At 66.7% G+C, this 15,309-nt stretch carries 15 protein-coding genes and 1 pseudogene; 5 read left to right on the top strand and 11 right to left on the bottom strand.

Annotation, left to right across the window (positions count from 1 at the left end; all coding sequences use genetic code 11):
* Positions 1–134 precede the first annotated feature (134 nt).
* The 6 genes and pseudogenes from AB0J24_RS07040 to AB0J24_RS07015 form a co-directional block, all read right to left on the bottom strand.
* Positions 135–1,607, bottom strand: coding sequence for an aldehyde dehydrogenase (locus AB0J24_RS07040; RefSeq protein ID WP_358676694.1), 1,473 nt, complete (start codon positions 1,605–1,607; stop codon positions 135–137).
* Positions 1,608–1,716: 109 nt separating this feature from the next.
* Positions 1,717–2,667: a LysR family transcriptional regulator gene (locus AB0J24_RS07035; protein WP_358676691.1), complete on the bottom strand. Its 951-nt coding sequence runs from the start codon at positions 2,665–2,667 to the stop codon at positions 1,717–1,719.
* 432 nt (positions 2,668–3,099) lie between these two features.
* The gene (locus AB0J24_RS07030) at positions 3,100–3,735 is read right to left on the bottom strand and encodes a DNA alkylation repair protein (protein WP_358676688.1); all 636 of its coding nucleotides are present in this window, start codon (positions 3,733–3,735) and stop codon (positions 3,100–3,102) included.
* 241 nt (positions 3,736–3,976) lie between these two features.
* Entirely contained in the window at positions 3,977–5,365 is a 1,389-nt protein-coding gene (locus AB0J24_RS07025) for an IS1380 family transposase (protein ID WP_358676685.1), read from the bottom strand.
* A gap of 153 nt (positions 5,366–5,518) precedes the next feature.
* Entirely contained in the window at positions 5,519–6,241 is a 723-nt protein-coding gene (locus AB0J24_RS07020; protein ID WP_358677364.1) for a cold shock domain-containing protein, read from the bottom strand.
* Between the two features lie 36 nt (positions 6,242–6,277).
* Positions 6,278–6,475: pseudogene (locus AB0J24_RS07015) on the bottom strand (cold shock domain-containing protein); the annotation flags it as partial.
* Between the two features lie 893 nt (positions 6,476–7,368).
* Here AB0J24_RS07015 and AB0J24_RS07010 point away from each other — a divergent pair.
* Positions 7,369–7,830, top strand: a complete 462-nt coding sequence (locus AB0J24_RS07010; RefSeq protein WP_358676682.1) for a hypothetical protein — start codon at positions 7,369–7,371, stop codon at positions 7,828–7,830.
* A 970-nt stretch (positions 7,831–8,800) separates the two neighbouring features.
* Here AB0J24_RS07010 and AB0J24_RS07005 read toward each other — a convergent pair.
* The 5 genes from AB0J24_RS07005 to AB0J24_RS06985 all read right to left on the bottom strand — a co-directional run bounded on the left by AB0J24_RS07005 (position 8,801) and on the right by AB0J24_RS06985 (position 13,438).
* Positions 8,801–9,943, bottom strand: coding sequence for an AAA family ATPase (locus AB0J24_RS07005; RefSeq protein WP_358676679.1), 1,143 nt, complete (start codon positions 9,941–9,943; stop codon positions 8,801–8,803).
* The gene (locus AB0J24_RS07000) at positions 9,933–10,676 is read right to left on the bottom strand and encodes a DUF6414 family protein (protein ID WP_358676676.1); all 744 of its coding nucleotides are present in this window, start codon (positions 10,674–10,676) and stop codon (positions 9,933–9,935) included. Before AB0J24_RS07000 ends, AB0J24_RS07005 begins: the two co-directional genes overlap by 11 nt.
* 385 nt (positions 10,677–11,061) lie before the next feature.
* Complete coding sequence (locus AB0J24_RS06995) at positions 11,062–11,883, bottom strand: phosphotransferase (RefSeq protein ID WP_358676673.1); 822 nt, start codon at positions 11,881–11,883, stop codon at positions 11,062–11,064.
* The gene (locus AB0J24_RS06990; RefSeq protein ID WP_358676670.1) at positions 11,880–12,572 is read right to left on the bottom strand and encodes an HAD family hydrolase; all 693 of its coding nucleotides are present in this window, start codon (positions 12,570–12,572) and stop codon (positions 11,880–11,882) included. The genes AB0J24_RS06995 and AB0J24_RS06990 overlap by 4 nt, the downstream gene beginning before the upstream one ends.
* Positions 12,569–13,438 (bottom strand): winged helix-turn-helix domain-containing protein, encoded by an 870-nt coding sequence (locus tag AB0J24_RS06985; protein WP_358676667.1) that lies wholly within the window; start codon positions 13,436–13,438, stop codon positions 12,569–12,571. Before AB0J24_RS06985 ends, AB0J24_RS06990 begins: the two co-directional genes overlap by 4 nt.
* A 129-nt stretch (positions 13,439–13,567) precedes the next feature.
* Between AB0J24_RS06985 and AB0J24_RS06980 the strand changes: the two genes are divergently transcribed.
* The 4 genes from AB0J24_RS06980 (at position 13,568) to AB0J24_RS06965 (ending at position 15,246) form a co-directional block, all read left to right on the top strand.
* The gene (locus tag AB0J24_RS06980) at positions 13,568–13,972 is read left to right on the top strand and encodes a hypothetical protein (protein WP_358676664.1); all 405 of its coding nucleotides are present in this window, start codon (positions 13,568–13,570) and stop codon (positions 13,970–13,972) included.
* A complete protein-coding gene (locus tag AB0J24_RS06975; protein WP_358676661.1) occupies positions 13,969–14,238 on the top strand; it encodes a hypothetical protein in 270 nt (89 codons plus the stop codon). Before AB0J24_RS06980 ends, AB0J24_RS06975 begins: the two co-directional genes overlap by 4 nt.
* Before the next feature lie 467 nt (positions 14,239–14,705).
* A complete protein-coding gene (locus AB0J24_RS06970) occupies positions 14,706–15,056 on the top strand; it encodes a hypothetical protein (RefSeq protein WP_358676658.1) in 351 nt (116 codons plus the stop codon).
* Position 15,057: 1 nt separating this feature from the next.
* Complete coding sequence (locus AB0J24_RS06965; protein WP_358676656.1) at positions 15,058–15,246, top strand: hypothetical protein; 189 nt, start codon at positions 15,058–15,060, stop codon at positions 15,244–15,246.
* Positions 15,247–15,309: the final 63 nt, after the last annotated feature.

The raw sequence follows: 15,309 nt of genomic DNA, 5'->3' as shown, positions 1-15,309 counted from the left end.
AACACCAAACACCCACCGAACACTACTCTCACTGATTCTCCGCTCTCGGGTGCCGTGCGGCGGGGGGGTGGCGGGCGGCCGGGCCGCCCCCCCGGCCCGTTCGACGACTCACGACGGGGTGCGACCCCGGGAGGTCAGAGACGGTCGGCGCTGGCGTAGATGGACTTGTACTCCAGGTAGGAGTTCAGGGCCTCGGGGCCCAGCTCACGCCCCAGACCCGAGTCCTTCATCCCGCCGAACGGTGCACCCAGATCGAGTGCGTAGTAGTTGACCCCGATCGTGCCGGTCCGGATCCGGCGGGCGATGCCGATCCCCCGCTCCTCGTCGGCGGTGAACACCGACCCGCCGAGGCCGTAGTTCGAGTCGTTCGCGATCGCCACCGCCTGGTCGTCGGTGTCGAACGGCATGACCGCGAGGACGGGGCCGAACACCTCCTCACGGGCGAGCCGGTCGGAGTTGTCGACGTCGGCGAAGACCGTGGGCTCGACGAACCAACCCCGGTCCAGGTCCTTCGGGCGCCCACCGCCGGAGACCAGCCGTGCACCGGAGTCCCGTCCGACGTCGATGTAACCCAGCACACGGGTCAGCTGGCGCTCGCTGGCCATCGGCCCGATCTGGGTCCGCTCGTCGAGCGGATCGCCGACCACCAGGTTGCGGGTGTACTCCGCGAGCGCCTCCACGACCTCCTCGTACCGTGACCGTGCGACCAGGATCCGGGCCTGGGTGGTGCAGGTCTGCGAGTTGTTCATGAAGGTGGTCCCGGCCAGACCCGTCATGAAGGTCTGCACGTCGCCGTCGTCGAGGAACAGGGCGGCGGACTTCCCGCCCAGCTCGAGGGTGACGCGACGGATCAACCGGCCGCACTCGGCGCCGATGACCCGGCCGGCCTCCGTGGATCCGGTGAAGGCGATCTTGTCCACACCCGGGTGCGACACCAGGGCCGACCCGGCCTCACGCCCCGCCAGCACGATGTTCAGCACGCCCGGGGGGACACCCGCCTCGCTCGCAGCGTCCCCCATCACGTAGGAGTCCAGCGCCGTCTCCGGCGACGGCTTGAGCACGACGGTGCAGCCGGCCGCCATCGCCGGGGCGATCTTCATCATCGCCAGGACCTGCGGGTAGTTCCAGGGCGTGATCCCGCCGACGACGCCGACGGGCTCGCGGCGCACGATCGTCGACCCCATCTGACTGGGACGGACCTCCTCCAGCGCCGTCGTCGTGATCAGGTCGGCGTACATCTGCAGCAGCCCGGCCGGGGCCGCCCCGTTGAACGGGTTCGACAGCGTGATCGGCATGCCGTTCTCACGTGACACCAGTCGGGCGGTGGACTCGCCACGGGCGGCGAGCCGTTCGGCGAAGCGGCGCATCACCTCGGCCCGTTCGGCGGGGGTCGTGTCTCCCCACGGCCCGTTGTCCAGCGCGTTGCGGGCCGCTCCGACGGCGGCGTCGACGTCGGCGTCGGTACCCATGGCGGCGGTCCCCAACGGCTCGCCGGTCGCGGCCTCGATGGCACGGTGGGTGTCGGTGCCTCGTGGCTCGACCCACTCGCCGTCGATGAAGAAGCGGGTGCGGTCCAGTTCGGTCTGTGCGTCGACGGTGACGGTCACGATCTCTCCCGGGTACTGGCAGGGCCTATATCCGCTTCTGCGGAGCAAAATGGGTTGCTAGTTCGCTTCTGCGTACCCATGGCAGGGTAGACATCCGCAGCCCGACCTGTCACGACTTCGCTCCCGAACCCCCCGGCCCGGCCCGCTCGCCGGCGTCCAGTTCCGCCGACACCCCGGCCTGCCGGATCGCCTCCACGTAGGCGCGGGCGACGTAGGACGCGGGCCCACCGGGCCCGAGGACGAGTCCGACCGACGGCCGGGGGCCCTCGCCGCCGATCGGTATCGCCCGCATGCCCGCGGGAATGCCGAAGGCACGCAGCCAGGTGTGTGCGACGACCGCCGACCACCGTCCGGTCGCCAGGTGCGCGTACAGCGCGTCGAGCGTGTCCGCCTCGACGTCGACCCTGGCCTCCACCCCGGCATCACGGAGAGCGCCGTCGACGATCTGCCGGTTCTGCATGTCCGGCGCCAGCGCGCACATGGACAGCCCCGGCACGTCGGCCCAGCCCATGCGATCACCGGCCGCGACCTCGGTGCCCGCCCCGACCAGCAGCAGGTAGCGCTCGCGGTACAGCGGGAGCACGTTCTCCCGTTGCTGCTCGCCGGTCACATAGGTCAGCCCGACGTCGAGATCGAAGTCCGTGAGCCGACGGCCGATCTCGCGCGAGGACATCGCCTCGACCCGGGTGCGCGCCTCGGGATGCGCCGCGGTCCAGGCGACGGTGAGCGCGGGCACGGCCGGCACGGCCGTCGGGATCGCCCCGATACGCACCGTCGCGCTGAGCCCGCCCTTCATCCGCAGGAGGTCCGCGCGCAGGGCGTCGCGCTCGGCCAGGATGCGCACCGCCCAGCCCACCACACACTCACCCTCGGGGGTGAACCCGTGGAACCGGTGACCCCGCCGGGCGATCGTCACACCGAGCTGACGCTCCAGGTTCCGCAGCGCAGCGGACAGGGTCGACTGGCTGGCGTAGCAGGCCGACGCCGCCCGGCCGAAGTGCTTCTCCCGCGCGAGCGCGACCAGGTACTCGAGCTGTCGCAGCCCCACCTCACCGACCATGCGGCCGAGATTACTCCGCACAAGAGGATAAATAGGATTCACAGAACCGCTGATGCGGGTTTGCTAGCCAGGACTCCGGGGCGCCCGGTCGACCTCGCGGGCGTGGAGATGCCCGTCGCGGACAGGGCGGTCCTCCTGGCGGCCGCGCCCGATCCGCTACCTTGCCGCGCAACGCGACCGGGTCCCGGATCGACACTGTCGCGCGACGGGGTCGTCGGTCCGGACACAGTCCGCAGCACGCTCAGCCCCACCACGGTCCCCAGGACATCTTCACTACCGGGACCGGGTCGTTCCCACGATCTCAAGATCTGGGGACAAGCGGCAGTCAACTCGTCGGACGATCGGTCGAGCCCTCCGGGAGGGGACCGATGGCGATCCGGAGTGTCGAGCGGTCGACCCGTGCCGATTCTCGCCGAGAAATCCCGCCAACCGTCACTGGTCTACTTTTTCCACCACGCGAAGCGCCGTGCCGACCGGCTTGGTGACCAGCACACTGGAATCGTCGACCACGATGTCAGCGAGGGTCAGCGGGTCATTGATGTCTCCTTCGCGAATCAACCAGAAAGCGGCAGTGATCGCAGTTCGTCGCTCGATCGGACGGCTGGAGTTCGCGAGCTCGAACAGCGGTCGGCGCGACTGGTCGAGCAGATACCGTCCGATGACCCGCGGTGCTGCCCGGTCGACCAGATCCCAGATGCTGATGAGATCGCGGTGAGCCATGTAGGTGCCGTACAGTCGGCGTCGCTCGTCGTTGTGCAGGCCGCGGCTCCGGGCCTTGAAATCGAGAATCGAGACGCCGACCATTCGAATCTCGCACCACGGACTGGACAGCATGTCGGGGACGTGCGAGCGGTCGATCCCCCACCACTCCTTGGCCGTGTCGAACACGTACTTCATGCGAACACCGATCGCGTCCAGACCGCTCTCGGGCGGTAGACGCCGAACCATCTTCTCCTTCTCGGCCGGACTTCGGAAATCACTCAAGGCGACCTGAAGCCACTCGCGACAATCCGTTATTCTGCCGTCTCTCCGGTCGCGGTCGGACGATGTGCGCGCGCCATGGCACACGTCGTGACGTTCTGTCGGGGTTCGTCGCCACCCTGCGACGACGGACCCGGGCGGCCGGGCCGCCGAAGCGGCCTTCGACGGGGGTCGGGTGGCCGACGCCTGAGCCTGGATCCACCGCGTATGCCTTGCTGATCAGGTAGTGGATCTTGGGTTGGTGTGGTCGGTGGGTGGGCGTGGTGGTGCTGCCGGTCTGCCCGGCTTTCCCACTGCGGTTCTCCGGTCGTGGCCCTGGGGCCGGTGGTCAGGCGAGGGTCGGGAGGGGGTCGTGCAGTGTGACGCGCAGCAACTCGTCGAGCCCGGGTTCCCAGGGCCGGTGCTGGGGCAGGTGCAGCACGAGCCGGCCCGCGGAACGGGCCAGCCGGGCCGGAACGTGGATCAAGCGGTCGCGCAGGGTGCCGGTCCGGGCCCGGGCGTGGAGGGTGCCGGCGAGGGCGCCGGCGGCGCGGGTGAGGTTGTGGGCGATCACTGCGCAGGCCAGCCAGGCGGCGTTCGCGGTGAACCGCCCGGAGGGCAGGTGCGCGAGCGCGGAGTCCTTCAGGTCGGCGATGACCTGTTCGACGATGGCGTGGTCGCGGTGGGTGGCCTCCGCGGCGAGCATCGGCTCGTCGCTGTCGGTGAACACCGCGTGGTAGCGGTAGACCGCGAACATCTGTGACTGCCCGGCCGGGACCGAGCGCGGGTTGAGCCGACGTACCCGGCGCACGATCAGCCGGGCGGTGACGTGCTCGACACGGCGGCGTCCGGTGAACGCGGTGAACGCGATCTCGGCGACCTCGGCGTCGGAGACCCACCGTTGCTCATCGCCGTCCCAGATGGCGTTGCGGTATCGGATCGGGGTCCATGCCTGCTCGTCGATCCGGGCGATGGCCCTGGTCATGGTGGGGGTCAGCCGGCCGGTGACCGAGAAACAGGCCCCGGCGCGGCGGCAGGTGTTGATGATATCGTAGCCGTAGAACGCCGAGTCCGCGCGCACGATCAACAACCCGGTTGCTCCGGCGCGTCGTGCGGTGGCCAGGGCCTGGGCGAGCAGGTTCGCCGCGCCGCGCACCGAGTTGGTCGATCCCTTCCGCAGTCGGGCGGCGGCGATTACCGGCACCGATCTCGGCGTGGACAACGTCGCGAGCAGGGCGTTGAGGCCGTTGACGCCGGTGTAGCCGCGTCCGGCGCCCTGCTTGGCGTAGCCATAGACCTGCCGCACGGTGTCATCGAGATCGAGGAACGCGACGCTGCGGGCGCCGGGTAGGACCGGGGCTGCGGCGGCGAGACGGGCCAACAGCCGGGCAGCGACCGCGTCGAGCTGGCGGACGTGGCCGAAGGTGAACCGGCGCAGGAACGTCCCCAACGTCGAGGGCGCCCGCACCCGGTCGAACAACCGGGCCATGCCACCATGACGCAACAGATCCATGTCCGAGATCGAGTCCGCACCGGCGACCATCCCCGCTACCAGCGCGATCACCTTCTCGGTGGCCTGCGCGGTGCCCTTCCCGGCCAGCGTGAGCCGCCCGGCCAGCAACACTTCCAGCCCGCAACGAGCGGCCAGCGCCATCACCGCCACCAGCCCGGCGCACGACACGAGATTCGGATCATCGAACCGCGCCGAGATCGCGCGGCGCGCATGAGATAGTCGCATCCAGCGGATGCCCTTCTGGCCGGTGACTCAAGGACCCTCAGCAAGTCCTATCGTCCCAGCACAGAAGGGCATTCGTGCGTCACGACCCACCCTCACCAGCGCACTTTCGCGGTGGATCCAGGCTGAGCGCCACGCCGCCGGTGGACGGCCGGTTCAGAGGCGTTCGACGCGGTCGGCCTGCGGGCCCCGGTCGCTCTGGCGCACCCCGTACCGGACGCGGTCACCCTTCTGCAACGGCTCCGACCCCATGATCACGGACACGTGGACGAAGAGATCGTCACCGCCTGAGTCCGGGGTGATGAAACCGAATCCGCGGTCCTCGTCGTAGCGCGCGACGACACCCTCGCCGCCTCGTGCGGGCACGCCCCGCGACACCGGCCCGGCGGTCGCGGCAGGTGCCGTCCGGGCCGGCACCGTCCGGGGCTCGGCGCCCCGGACCAGGTGCACGTCGCGTGCCTGCGGGCCCTTCTCCGCACTCGCCACCTCGTAGGCGACGCGGTCACCCTCCATGAGCCACGTCAGTCCCTCGGCCAGGGCCCTGGCGTGCACGAAGACGTCCTCGGCGCCGGAGTCGGGGTTGATGAAACCGAAGCCCTTGTCCTCGTCGTACCAGGCCACCGTGCCGTCGGCACCGTCCGCGCCGTCCGAGGTGCCGGCCGCCGCGGGGAGGCCGGCCTCCGCTCCCAGTGGGATCACGTGCCCGGCCTGCGGGCCGCGCTCGCCCTCCACGACCAGGAAGGCCACCCGCTGCCCCTCGGTGACCACGCCACCGGTCACGATGGCGGAACTGTGCAGGAAGATGTCGGCGCCGCCGCCGTCCGGCGTCACGAAGCCGTATCCCTTGCCCGGCTCGTACCAGTTGACGGTGCCGAGCAGGCCTACGGCGCCGCCGGGAGCCGCGTCGGCGGTGACGCGAACGCGCAGCGCCTGGGGCCCGCGGTCGTTCTCACCGACCTCGAACACGACGGCCTGGCCCTCCCGGAGCAGGTTCGCGCTACTCTCCCCGACGATCTCGGAGGCGTGCACGAACACGTCCGGCGAGCCGTCCTCGGGTGCGAGGAAGCCGAAACCCCGTTCGGCGTCGAACCAACGGACGGTCCCCTGCGGCATCGAAAACTCCAGGTCGAGTGGGCGGGCACTGGCCCACAGTCTCTCTGACCGGCCTCGCGGTCCGTCGGGCCGGGCCCACAGGCGGGCGGTGCGGGCCGTCAGTAGCGCAATCGCTCGAGCACCGCGGCCGTCTTGGCGTCGAGCGCGGCCCGGCGCTGGTCTTGGGTCGCTCGGCCGACTCACACCACGTCTTGACGCACGACGTCTGTCTCAAGATCAGAGCTGATCAGCGTTTCCGCTGGTCAGAGCGCGGAGCGGGCGACGGGAATCGAACCCGCGTAGCCAGTTTGGAAGGCCTCGCCAGACTGGCGCTCGTCGGCCCTGACCAGGAGGAACAACGGACGTAGAGCGCTGGGACTGACCGCTGTTGACCGCCCGTAGTTGCACGCCAATTGCACGGGGCTGAGCCACGCGTACGACCGCTTCGGTGTGAAGCAACCCGATCACCGTTCGGACAGGCGATGACACCCAGGTCAGCGCGTCCGTCCCATCCGTGGACGTCCACCGCAGACCACCCTCGTGAGGGGCCGCCGTCAGGCAGTTGGTCAAGCAGGCCGCCGTCGTACTGCCGCACCCTGAATCCGCGGAGACAAGATCCACTACTTCCCGCGCAGCACCGATGCCTGCCGTCAGCCTTCGTACGCTGCACAGTCTCACGAAGGCGTCTGCCAGGGGCGTCGGTCGCTCGTCGGCTTCTGCCGTTCATTTCCGGGGTACTCCGGGGAGTACAGGGCCGTATCCCTGACCAGGCCGATGGGCGCTCCCGTTGACGCACGGATACAGGCACCCCCACAGTTCTCTGACAGCATCTGCATCCCGAAACAGGTTGATGCGGGCCGTCGTGAGAGGATTCGAGCCAGCAGTGGGGTCGAACGAGAGACAGAAGGAAGCCCGTGAGCAACGAGCAGGTTACAGCGGACGATCTCGACAAAGAGCTGATCGACCAATTACATGCTGCAACCCTAAAGGCGTCCGACTCATGCTTTGAAATCAAGAAACTTTGCGCAACTGTTCTCGTGCCAACTGGCGCATTGGTTGCCGTCTTTTCGGAGCGCAGCCTCAACGTCGCGGTGTTCATCGCAGGCATATTCGTGATCTTATTCTTCTGGTTAGCTGACGCCGTTGGATATTATTACCAAAGGCGCCTTCGTGCGACGATGAACATCGCATGGGAGCGACGAGCTGCACGCTGCGAGGAGACGTGGCGCCCGCCCAACACCTCTAGTGTCTCACCATTGCGCGCGGCGTTCAACGGATCAATGACGTTCTATGCACTCCTGGCAACCCCCGTTGCCATTGCCCTCCTCTTCTTTGTCACTGGCTCAATCCACTCTCCGATTCCATCGCAACCATGAGCACATTCGTAAGCTACTGCAGGGCAGACAACGGTTTATCGCGACTCCTCGAGCTGGAGATCAAGCTATCGCCGCTCGGGCCGATATACATCGACGACTTGCATCACCGCAAGGATGTAGATCGAACGAACGAAGTGCACACCGCATTCTCAAGAGCGGAAGCCTTCCTGGCAATTCTTACCAGGAACTACCTTTGTACACCGTGGACAAGGTACGAAGCCGAAACTGCGCGCGCACGACGGATGCCCTTGCTTATTCTTGCGGAGACCGACGAGGTCCGACAATGCGGCTACGCCGAACTGCTCTCGCGGATCTCATCGACTGTTTGACTGCCAGGCACCGGCAGGTGGCTTGGGACTAGCGGCCCTGTCAGCCCTGTGCAGGTCCAGAGTCCGGTGGCGCTCCTGGGCGTCCGGAGTGTCTCTATAGGATTGTCACTCAGTTAGACACTCATTCGACGTATCGCTCCCCTGCTCCGTACCGCTAGAGCTGGACCACTAACCGCCCGAAGACAAGATCCACTACTTTCGGCGACGCTCGACGTTAGCCGTCGCCCCTCGTGCACTGCGCGGACTCACCGCCTCGCAGCGGTAACGGTCCGCCGTCGGCTTCTGCCGTTGAATTCCGGGGATAACCCGGGGCGAGCCCGCTCCCCCGCGCCTTCCGAGTGCCATCCCGTCGACCTGTCGCCAGACCGACCGTGCGGGCGCCCGTGGGCGGCCCTCGACGCAACCGCACCCGACCGTGCCACGCTCCGCCCACGGGCGTCCGTGCGGTACGCCCTTCGGGAGGTCGGCGGGATGGCACGGTGCAACCATCCTGGAGACCTGCCCGCCCGGCGAGGGCGCTCCGTTGACCTCTGCTTGCGACCCGCCGGGCGACTCCTGTCGACATGCGAGGGAGCGGAGCCAGTTGTTACAAGTGCTGATATGTCTGAGAAATCACACCGCGCGCCTCCAAGCGCGACGCGTCAGCTCGGAAGAGCCTTGCCTTCTTCTTCCAGCATTGCGCGCACCAGCATCAGCGAGATGACCTCATCAATCAATTTTCCCAGCTTTCGAACATTTCCTAGATTCTGCAGTCGAGCGTGCAGTATCGTCTTAATATTGGGGAGATCCAGCCACTCCTGTTCTACCGCTGTCAACGTAGAGAATCTTCCATCGACGATCCGGTCGATAACTCGTTTCACTCCCTCCGCATCCAGAGAGGCGAACTCCACCAAAGCGTCGAATCGAGAATAGAGCGCATCCCCAAGAGCGGCGCGTATATCATCCTCCGTTCTATAGTTCGATGTGCAGATCACTAAGGATGCACCGAGCTCGACACGGTAGTTCTTGTCTTCAAACACTCCATCGTCGAAGAGCTGATAGAAGGCGCTGTGAAAGATCGGATTCGCCTTGTCGAACTCATCAACCAAGATGACGCCGGACTCACGGTCGAGCAGATCGTGAGCGAAAGAGACTTCGGAGTGGGCCCCTCCAAAGACATACGAGGCAAATTTCTCGCTGTGAAACATTGAGAACTGCTTGCGCAACAGCGCGCCGCCGAGTAGTCCGTTGATGAAGTGTGCGGTCTCCGTCTTCCCAACGCCCGAGGGTCCGTAGAACATCAGAACGACCGGCGTACTTCGGCGTGTTGTAGTCAGCGGGTACAGCGCAGCTAGAAGCGATTCTCTTACGGCCCCTTGCCCGACCAGGTGATCTGCAAATCCATCACGAAAGGCAACGAGAACGTCCTTGGTTACCACGGGATATACGAACCGCTGCACCTCGGTTGTGAATACTCTTTCGAGCTGCGAGTGAACGCGCGCGGGAGGGTTATGCAAGTACAGGCACTCGGGACTGATCTTTTGGATGAGGCTTACGAAGTTCGTGATCGCGTGCTCGTTCAATGTAGCGTAATCGCCCGACTCAGCGACCACTAGCTCCGGCTGCGGATCGGACTCGTCAGGCGGCGGCGACTCCTGACCTTCAACAGCTAATGTATGGCGACGTTTAGCCTCGTCAAGCTCATCGACAAGATCAAGGAGACTCTCCCCCATATCTTGCCCAAGTTGCTCCTTGAACCACGACGGAGGGCCGTAAAAGATCTTAACCTTGACATCAGCCGACATGCTCGACCCCCGCAAACAACACGTCGTAGACGTTCAAGAGGAGGTCCTCCCGAGTGGGCTTTTCATCGACAATGTCGGCCGCGGATGGCAACGCCTCGTTCGCACCAACGGCCATCTCTGCCTTCATGTCGAGTGCCTTGTTTGCAGTTCGCCCAACAAGTACTCCATGAAATGTTAGATTCATCCGACCGAGATCGGCCAGTCCGTAATTATTCCTAAACGCCTTAATGTTGAAGCGGAGGACGTGAATCGTCCCGCCCGAATCTTCACCAAGAAGCTCGTAGTAGCCCTTGGCTCCTGCGAGCGTCTCGTCCATTCGAGCTAGATCTATCGGCGCATCTTCCATTCTAAGCATAACCATGTATGGTGTGAACATTTTTGCGAATGCCATAGATCCCTCCGGCGCAGTGACGCGGAGTTTAGTCAACTTCTGAACCCGCTCATCCTTCGCTGCACTACCGAGGTAGTCCGTCAGTATCGTGTTCGACAGCGTCTTACGAAGAAGACTTTGTCCGCTTTGTGCGATCTCCGCACCGCCGGCAACTCCCGCTGAGCCACCTAGAAATGGAAGCCAACTGAACTTGGCTGCCACCTCAGCTTGCATCTTACCGTGCAGCTCGCTGGTACGATCTCGAACATCCTCGCTCGAAGCGACGGCCTTTCCGCCGGCCGAAATGTCAAGGTAATCGGATGCCGACTCCTCATCAAAGTACACAACTTTGATGATTGACACAGTCGCACTCTTCTTTGCGTTAGCCATTGCGCTCCGATCGCAGTCACCGCTCTTCCTTCCATCGCTTGTTCGGCTATCAGCGTGACAGCGACTCATCACGATCATCAGTTTTAACGATTTTGTCAGTAGTACGCGCGCCGATGGTCGATGCACCGGGCTCATCAGGGCCTACGCGTCTCGACTCCTGACGGTCATGCCGCGGCACCGATCAGACTGCCCGGAGAGGCTGGGCGGGGACCGGCCGGAGGCCGCACGCCCCGGACAGCCTCTCCGCCGCGGCGCCGGAGGCGCCGCCTTGATACCGAATGGAAGGTCTAGACACGGCGCGCGCTGACTCCGTTGTCGTGTCCCGGCTGATGCTCGACGTTCGCTGCTCGCGCGGTGGTCAGACCGTGGCGGCGTCGGCGACGCTCACCCATGCCTCGGCGCGGTCGGGGTCGGTGCCGCTGGACAGGGCGATGCTGCGGGCGAGGGCGCGGGCGGTGTCGAGCTGGTCGTCGCTGAGCTTCAACGCGAGGACGGCGATGTCGTAGGCGGCCTCGCCGCTCATTCCGCGTGGGTCGATGAACCACAGCCGGGAGTTGCCGTGGAGCAGGTTGGGTGGCGAGAGGTCTGCGTGGCACAGCGCGGCGGGCATGTGGGTGGCGAGTTGGTCGAGCACGAGGGTGGCGGTCTGGCGGACGGCGGCGGGTTCGGGCCCGCGGTGGGGTGGCTGGTCGTCGGCTGGTGGATCGGTGAGCCGGGTTCGGAGCCACCCCATGATGCTCGGCACCGATGGCGGGGCCTGTTCGGTGGAGAGGGTGCGGAGCATCGTGGCGATGCTGGCGAGGTCGCGGGGTTTCGGCTCTCGCTCGGCGAACGACGTCCCGGGTTCCACGATGTCCATCGCGGTCCACACGCCGGTGACGGTCTGGCGCACCAGGTGAACGGCAGGCGCGAGCCCGGCCTGCGCGAGCCGGGCGAGGACGGCGGCCTGGTGGACGGCGTGCGGGTCGGGAGTCGATCGCAGGACCAGTCGGGCACCGGAACCGGTCGTGGCCTCGATGACGTGGGCGGACCGGGCGGGAAACGTCCGGCCGGTCGGTGTCACCGAGAGCGCAGCGCAGACGTCGGCCAGCTCCCCGGATAGGGCGTCGGTCCATGCGGGCGCGAGGTCGGGCCATCGAGCATAGGCGGCGCGGGCGACGTCGGGTCGGAGCGTGGTCATGGGCGCAGCGCGGCCGCGAGAGTGTGCATGTCCTCGACGACGACCAGGGCGTCTGCGTCAGCGAGTCCTTCGGCACGCTCGGGCCGCTTGGCGTAGCCGATGCAGGGCACCCCGGCGCCCGTTCCGGCGAGGGCATCGGTGATCGAGTCCCCGACGAACACCGCGTCGGCCGGCGCGGCTCGGGTGATGTCGAGTGCGGCGTTCAGTAGGTGGGGGTGGGGTTTCATCTGCTCGGGGTGCCCGAAGGGCCGGCCGATGATGTGTTCGACGTGTTCGGTGAGGTCGTGGCGGGCGAGGTAGGTGCGGATGGCTCGCTCGGAGTTGTTGCTGACGACCACGACCCGGCGCCCGATTGTGCTCGCGACTCGGATGAGCTCGTGGGCTCCGGGGGTCGGTTCGGCGACGGCCGCGGCGCGGGTCTCGTGCTCGATCACGTGGGCCTCGACGTCACGTCCAAAGCGGGGCGAGTGCCGGTAGGCGGCGCGCAGCAGCACGAGCGGGTCCTCGGTGCGGACGTCGTCGAGGCCGATGCTGTGGACCGTCGCGAACTGGCGTACTGCGGCGGCGACCTCGGGTGCGGGGTGTCGGGCGAACAGGTGCGCGACCGGGCCGTCGAAGTCGAGCAGCAGGACCCGGGCACCATGGAGCAGGTCGGCGAGCTGGGTGCGGGTCCCGACAGGCAGGCTCACTGCGGGTACTCCCGGGTGATGGAGTTCCAGACGGAGTCGAACCAGGTGCGGGCTTGGGCGACGTACTGGGGGCCGTTGCTGGTGTCGGCGTCGTCGCCGGTGGAGAAGTGGAACAGGGTGGCGTCCTTGCCCATCGGGTCGAAGATCGGCACCGGGGTCTTGTCGATGGTGACGGTGTGTTCCAGGACCGGGTAGAACCCGAAGAACGCTTCCTCGTCGTTGATCAGGTAGAGCTTGAACAGCGGCGACGCGCTGTGCGCGCGCACCTCGGCGGTCGCGGACTTCACCAGCCCGAGATCGGCCAGCTCACCGATGTTGTCGGTGATGGTCTCGACGGCGCGGCGGGTGATCCGATCGGCGCGCTTGCGCACGGCGGGGTCGTCGGCGGCGGTGTCAGCGCGGCAGGGCAGCGCGATGGGGACGCCCGGATCGGACAGCATGACCCGGATGGCGATGGACTCCGGGGTCAGACGCCCGGCGCGGACCTTGTCCAGGACCTCGGACAGGGTGCCCGCGAGGGTCTCCCCGGAGAACCCGGCGAAGTCGATGTGCACGTGCGGCCGCTCGAACGCCGCTTCGATGTGTGGGCGCAATCCGACCGGTAGCTCGGTCTGAGTGCGGACGAACACTCCGCTGCCTTGGCGGCTGATCAGCAACCGCTCCGCGTAGAGCGGGCGCAGCGCGGCCTTGACCGTCTCGCGGGCCACACCGTAGCGCTCAGCAAGATCGGGCTGGGAGGGCAGCTTCTCCCCCGCGGTGAGCTTGCCCAGCTTGATCGCGGCACGGATCTGGTTGGCGATCTGCTGCGACGGAGTGCGCGGATCGTCCGGGTCCAGGCGCGCGAGGAAGTCGGCGGGCGTGCTCATACCTCCACAGTAACCGCCCGCTGACTAGCCCGGCTAGCCATCTTCACCCGACGTACTTGACATGGCTAGCCATATGCCACCATGCTGATCTGGCTAGCCAAGCTGGCCAAGTGATCGAAGGGGATGACGATGAGGGACCTTCCGGTGGTGCTCGATGGCTACAAGCTCACGGTCGTGGAGCCACCCGCACCCAAGACCCGGCAGGACGCGAACGGCGCGGAGGTGCCGATCACGGATCGGGACGGGGTGATGCAGTTCGTGGTGTCGCTGTTCGCGAAGCTCCAGGTCCAGGCGGGGCAGCGGGCGCCGAAGGGTGAGGAGATCAAGGTGACCCTGACCGCCGACCCCGGGGAGGGCTTTCCGGAGGACGTTCGGGTGCAGTTGATCGATCCGAGGATCAACCCGTACTCGATCGACTCTCCGGATGGGCGGACGGTGTCGGGGATCGCGTTCAAGGCGGCCGGGCTCAAGCACGCCCACCCCGCACCCACACCGGCACGCCGGGGCAAGGACCACGACGGCGGTGACCAGTGACCCGCCCGGAGTGGTTGCCGTCGTCGACGGTGACGGTGAACGTGCACGTGTTCGACACGACGAGCTTCCCGGTACGGGTCTACCCGCGGGAGGACCGGGTCACGGTGGATGTGGAGGGCTCCGGGGGCTCGGTGACGCTCTACCTCGACCGGACCGACCTGGTGCGGCTCAGGGAGATGCTGGACGCCACCGAGCGGGAGCTGACCGCCCGCCAGAACGACAACGAGAGCAACGAGGTCCGCGCAGTCAACGGGCCGGCCGCCTGACCCGGCGGCCCATTCAATTTCGCCGGACCGGGTTCCGGCACATCCGAGTAGTTCCGAGACGGGGACAGCTGTGTCTCCGATCAGGGGTGATCACCGGTGGTGTGTGGCGAATGCAGTGGTAGCCGCGCCTGCGATGTGTGTGACGGTTACGGCGATTCGATCGACGGGATCGAGTGCCAGGTATGTGGCGGTTCCGGGGTCTGCCCGGGCTGTTTCGGAGAAGGCGACACCAGCGACCGGAACGACTCCGGGTCGATGAATCGAATGGAGATGACGGCATGAACACGACCACGAACCCTCGACAGCGCTCCACCTCGGGTGTGGGCCGCCTGGTGCGCCGGTTGGAGATCGAACGCCGTCGCTGGGCCCGCACCGAGGCACCGTGATTCCCACGGAGCAGGCGTGGCGGGCCGGGGTCGCCGAAGGCCTGCGCCTGGCCCAGCTCGCCATCCGCAAGGGCGTCTGACATGGCGTTCAGTCTCGGGGCCCGGGACCGGGTCACGACGCTGCCAAAGGTCAACCGGCGGGCGCTGCGCAAGTACGGCGAGTTCTGGCGAGCCCTGCAGCTGGTCGGGGACGCCCTGGCCGAGGCGGAGAAGCTCGCCGCAAAGGCACGGGACGCCGAACGCCGCAGCGAGCGCAAGACCGCGAAGGGCGTGAGCGCGAAGGCCGGCGTGACCGCGCGACACGCCTGGTCGAGGGCGAGCGGGGAGGAGATGAGCGCGGCGGCGAAGAAGGCCCACCGCGCCCTGCAGGTGATGTCGGCTTCGGCCAGGAAGTGGGAGGCCGAGCTGGTCTCCCGCGAATGGAGAAAATGACATGTCGAAAGCTGTCGACCGAGCGGTCGAGGACATCGACGCCGCCATGCGTGAACTCAAACGGAGCCTGCACGGGATTCCGTATCGGACCGGCGGGTTCAAGAACACTCACGACAATCTCGCCCGCGACGTCGCACACCTGACGGTGCAGCTCGACTCGGCGCGCGGCGTGCTACGCGAACAGAAATGACCACTTCGGGTGGTTGGGGCGCCCGCCGGACTCGGGTTCTTGGCGGAACAAGTCCGGCCGGCG

Origin of the sequence: Pseudonocardia sp. NPDC049635 (assembly GCF_040659795.1) — a bacterium.
In the GTDB taxonomy this organism is placed as follows: Bacteria; Actinomycetota; Actinomycetes; order Mycobacteriales; family Pseudonocardiaceae; genus Pseudonocardia.
This window is presented reverse-complemented; position numbering and strand designations above follow the sequence as displayed.

Bases quoted from the DNA above. Each gene is read 5' to 3' on its own strand.
- AB0J24_RS07035 (WP_358676691.1), bottom strand. From the start codon at position 2,667: ATGGTCGGTGAGGTGGGGCTGCGACAGCTCGAGTACCTGGTCGCGCTC.
- AB0J24_RS07025 (WP_358676685.1), bottom strand. From the start codon at position 5,365: ATGCGACTATCTCATGCGCGCCGCGCGATCTCGGCGCGGTTCGATGAT.
- AB0J24_RS07005 (WP_358676679.1), bottom strand. From the start codon at position 9,943: ATGTCGGCTGATGTCAAGGTTAAGATCTTTTACGGCCCTCCGTCGTGG.
- AB0J24_RS06995 (WP_358676673.1), bottom strand. From the start codon at position 11,883: ATGACCACGCTCCGACCCGACGTCGCCCGCGCCGCCTATGCTCGATGG.
- AB0J24_RS06985 (WP_358676667.1), bottom strand. From the start codon at position 13,438: ATGAGCACGCCCGCCGACTTCCTCGCGCGCCTGGACCCGGACGATCCG.
- AB0J24_RS06980 (WP_358676664.1), top strand. From the start codon at position 13,568: ATGAGGGACCTTCCGGTGGTGCTCGATGGCTACAAGCTCACGGTCGTG.
- AB0J24_RS06970 (WP_358676658.1), top strand. From the start codon at position 14,706: ATGGCGTTCAGTCTCGGGGCCCGGGACCGGGTCACGACGCTGCCAAAG.
- AB0J24_RS06965 (WP_358676656.1), top strand. From the start codon at position 15,058: ATGTCGAAAGCTGTCGACCGAGCGGTCGAGGACATCGACGCCGCCATG.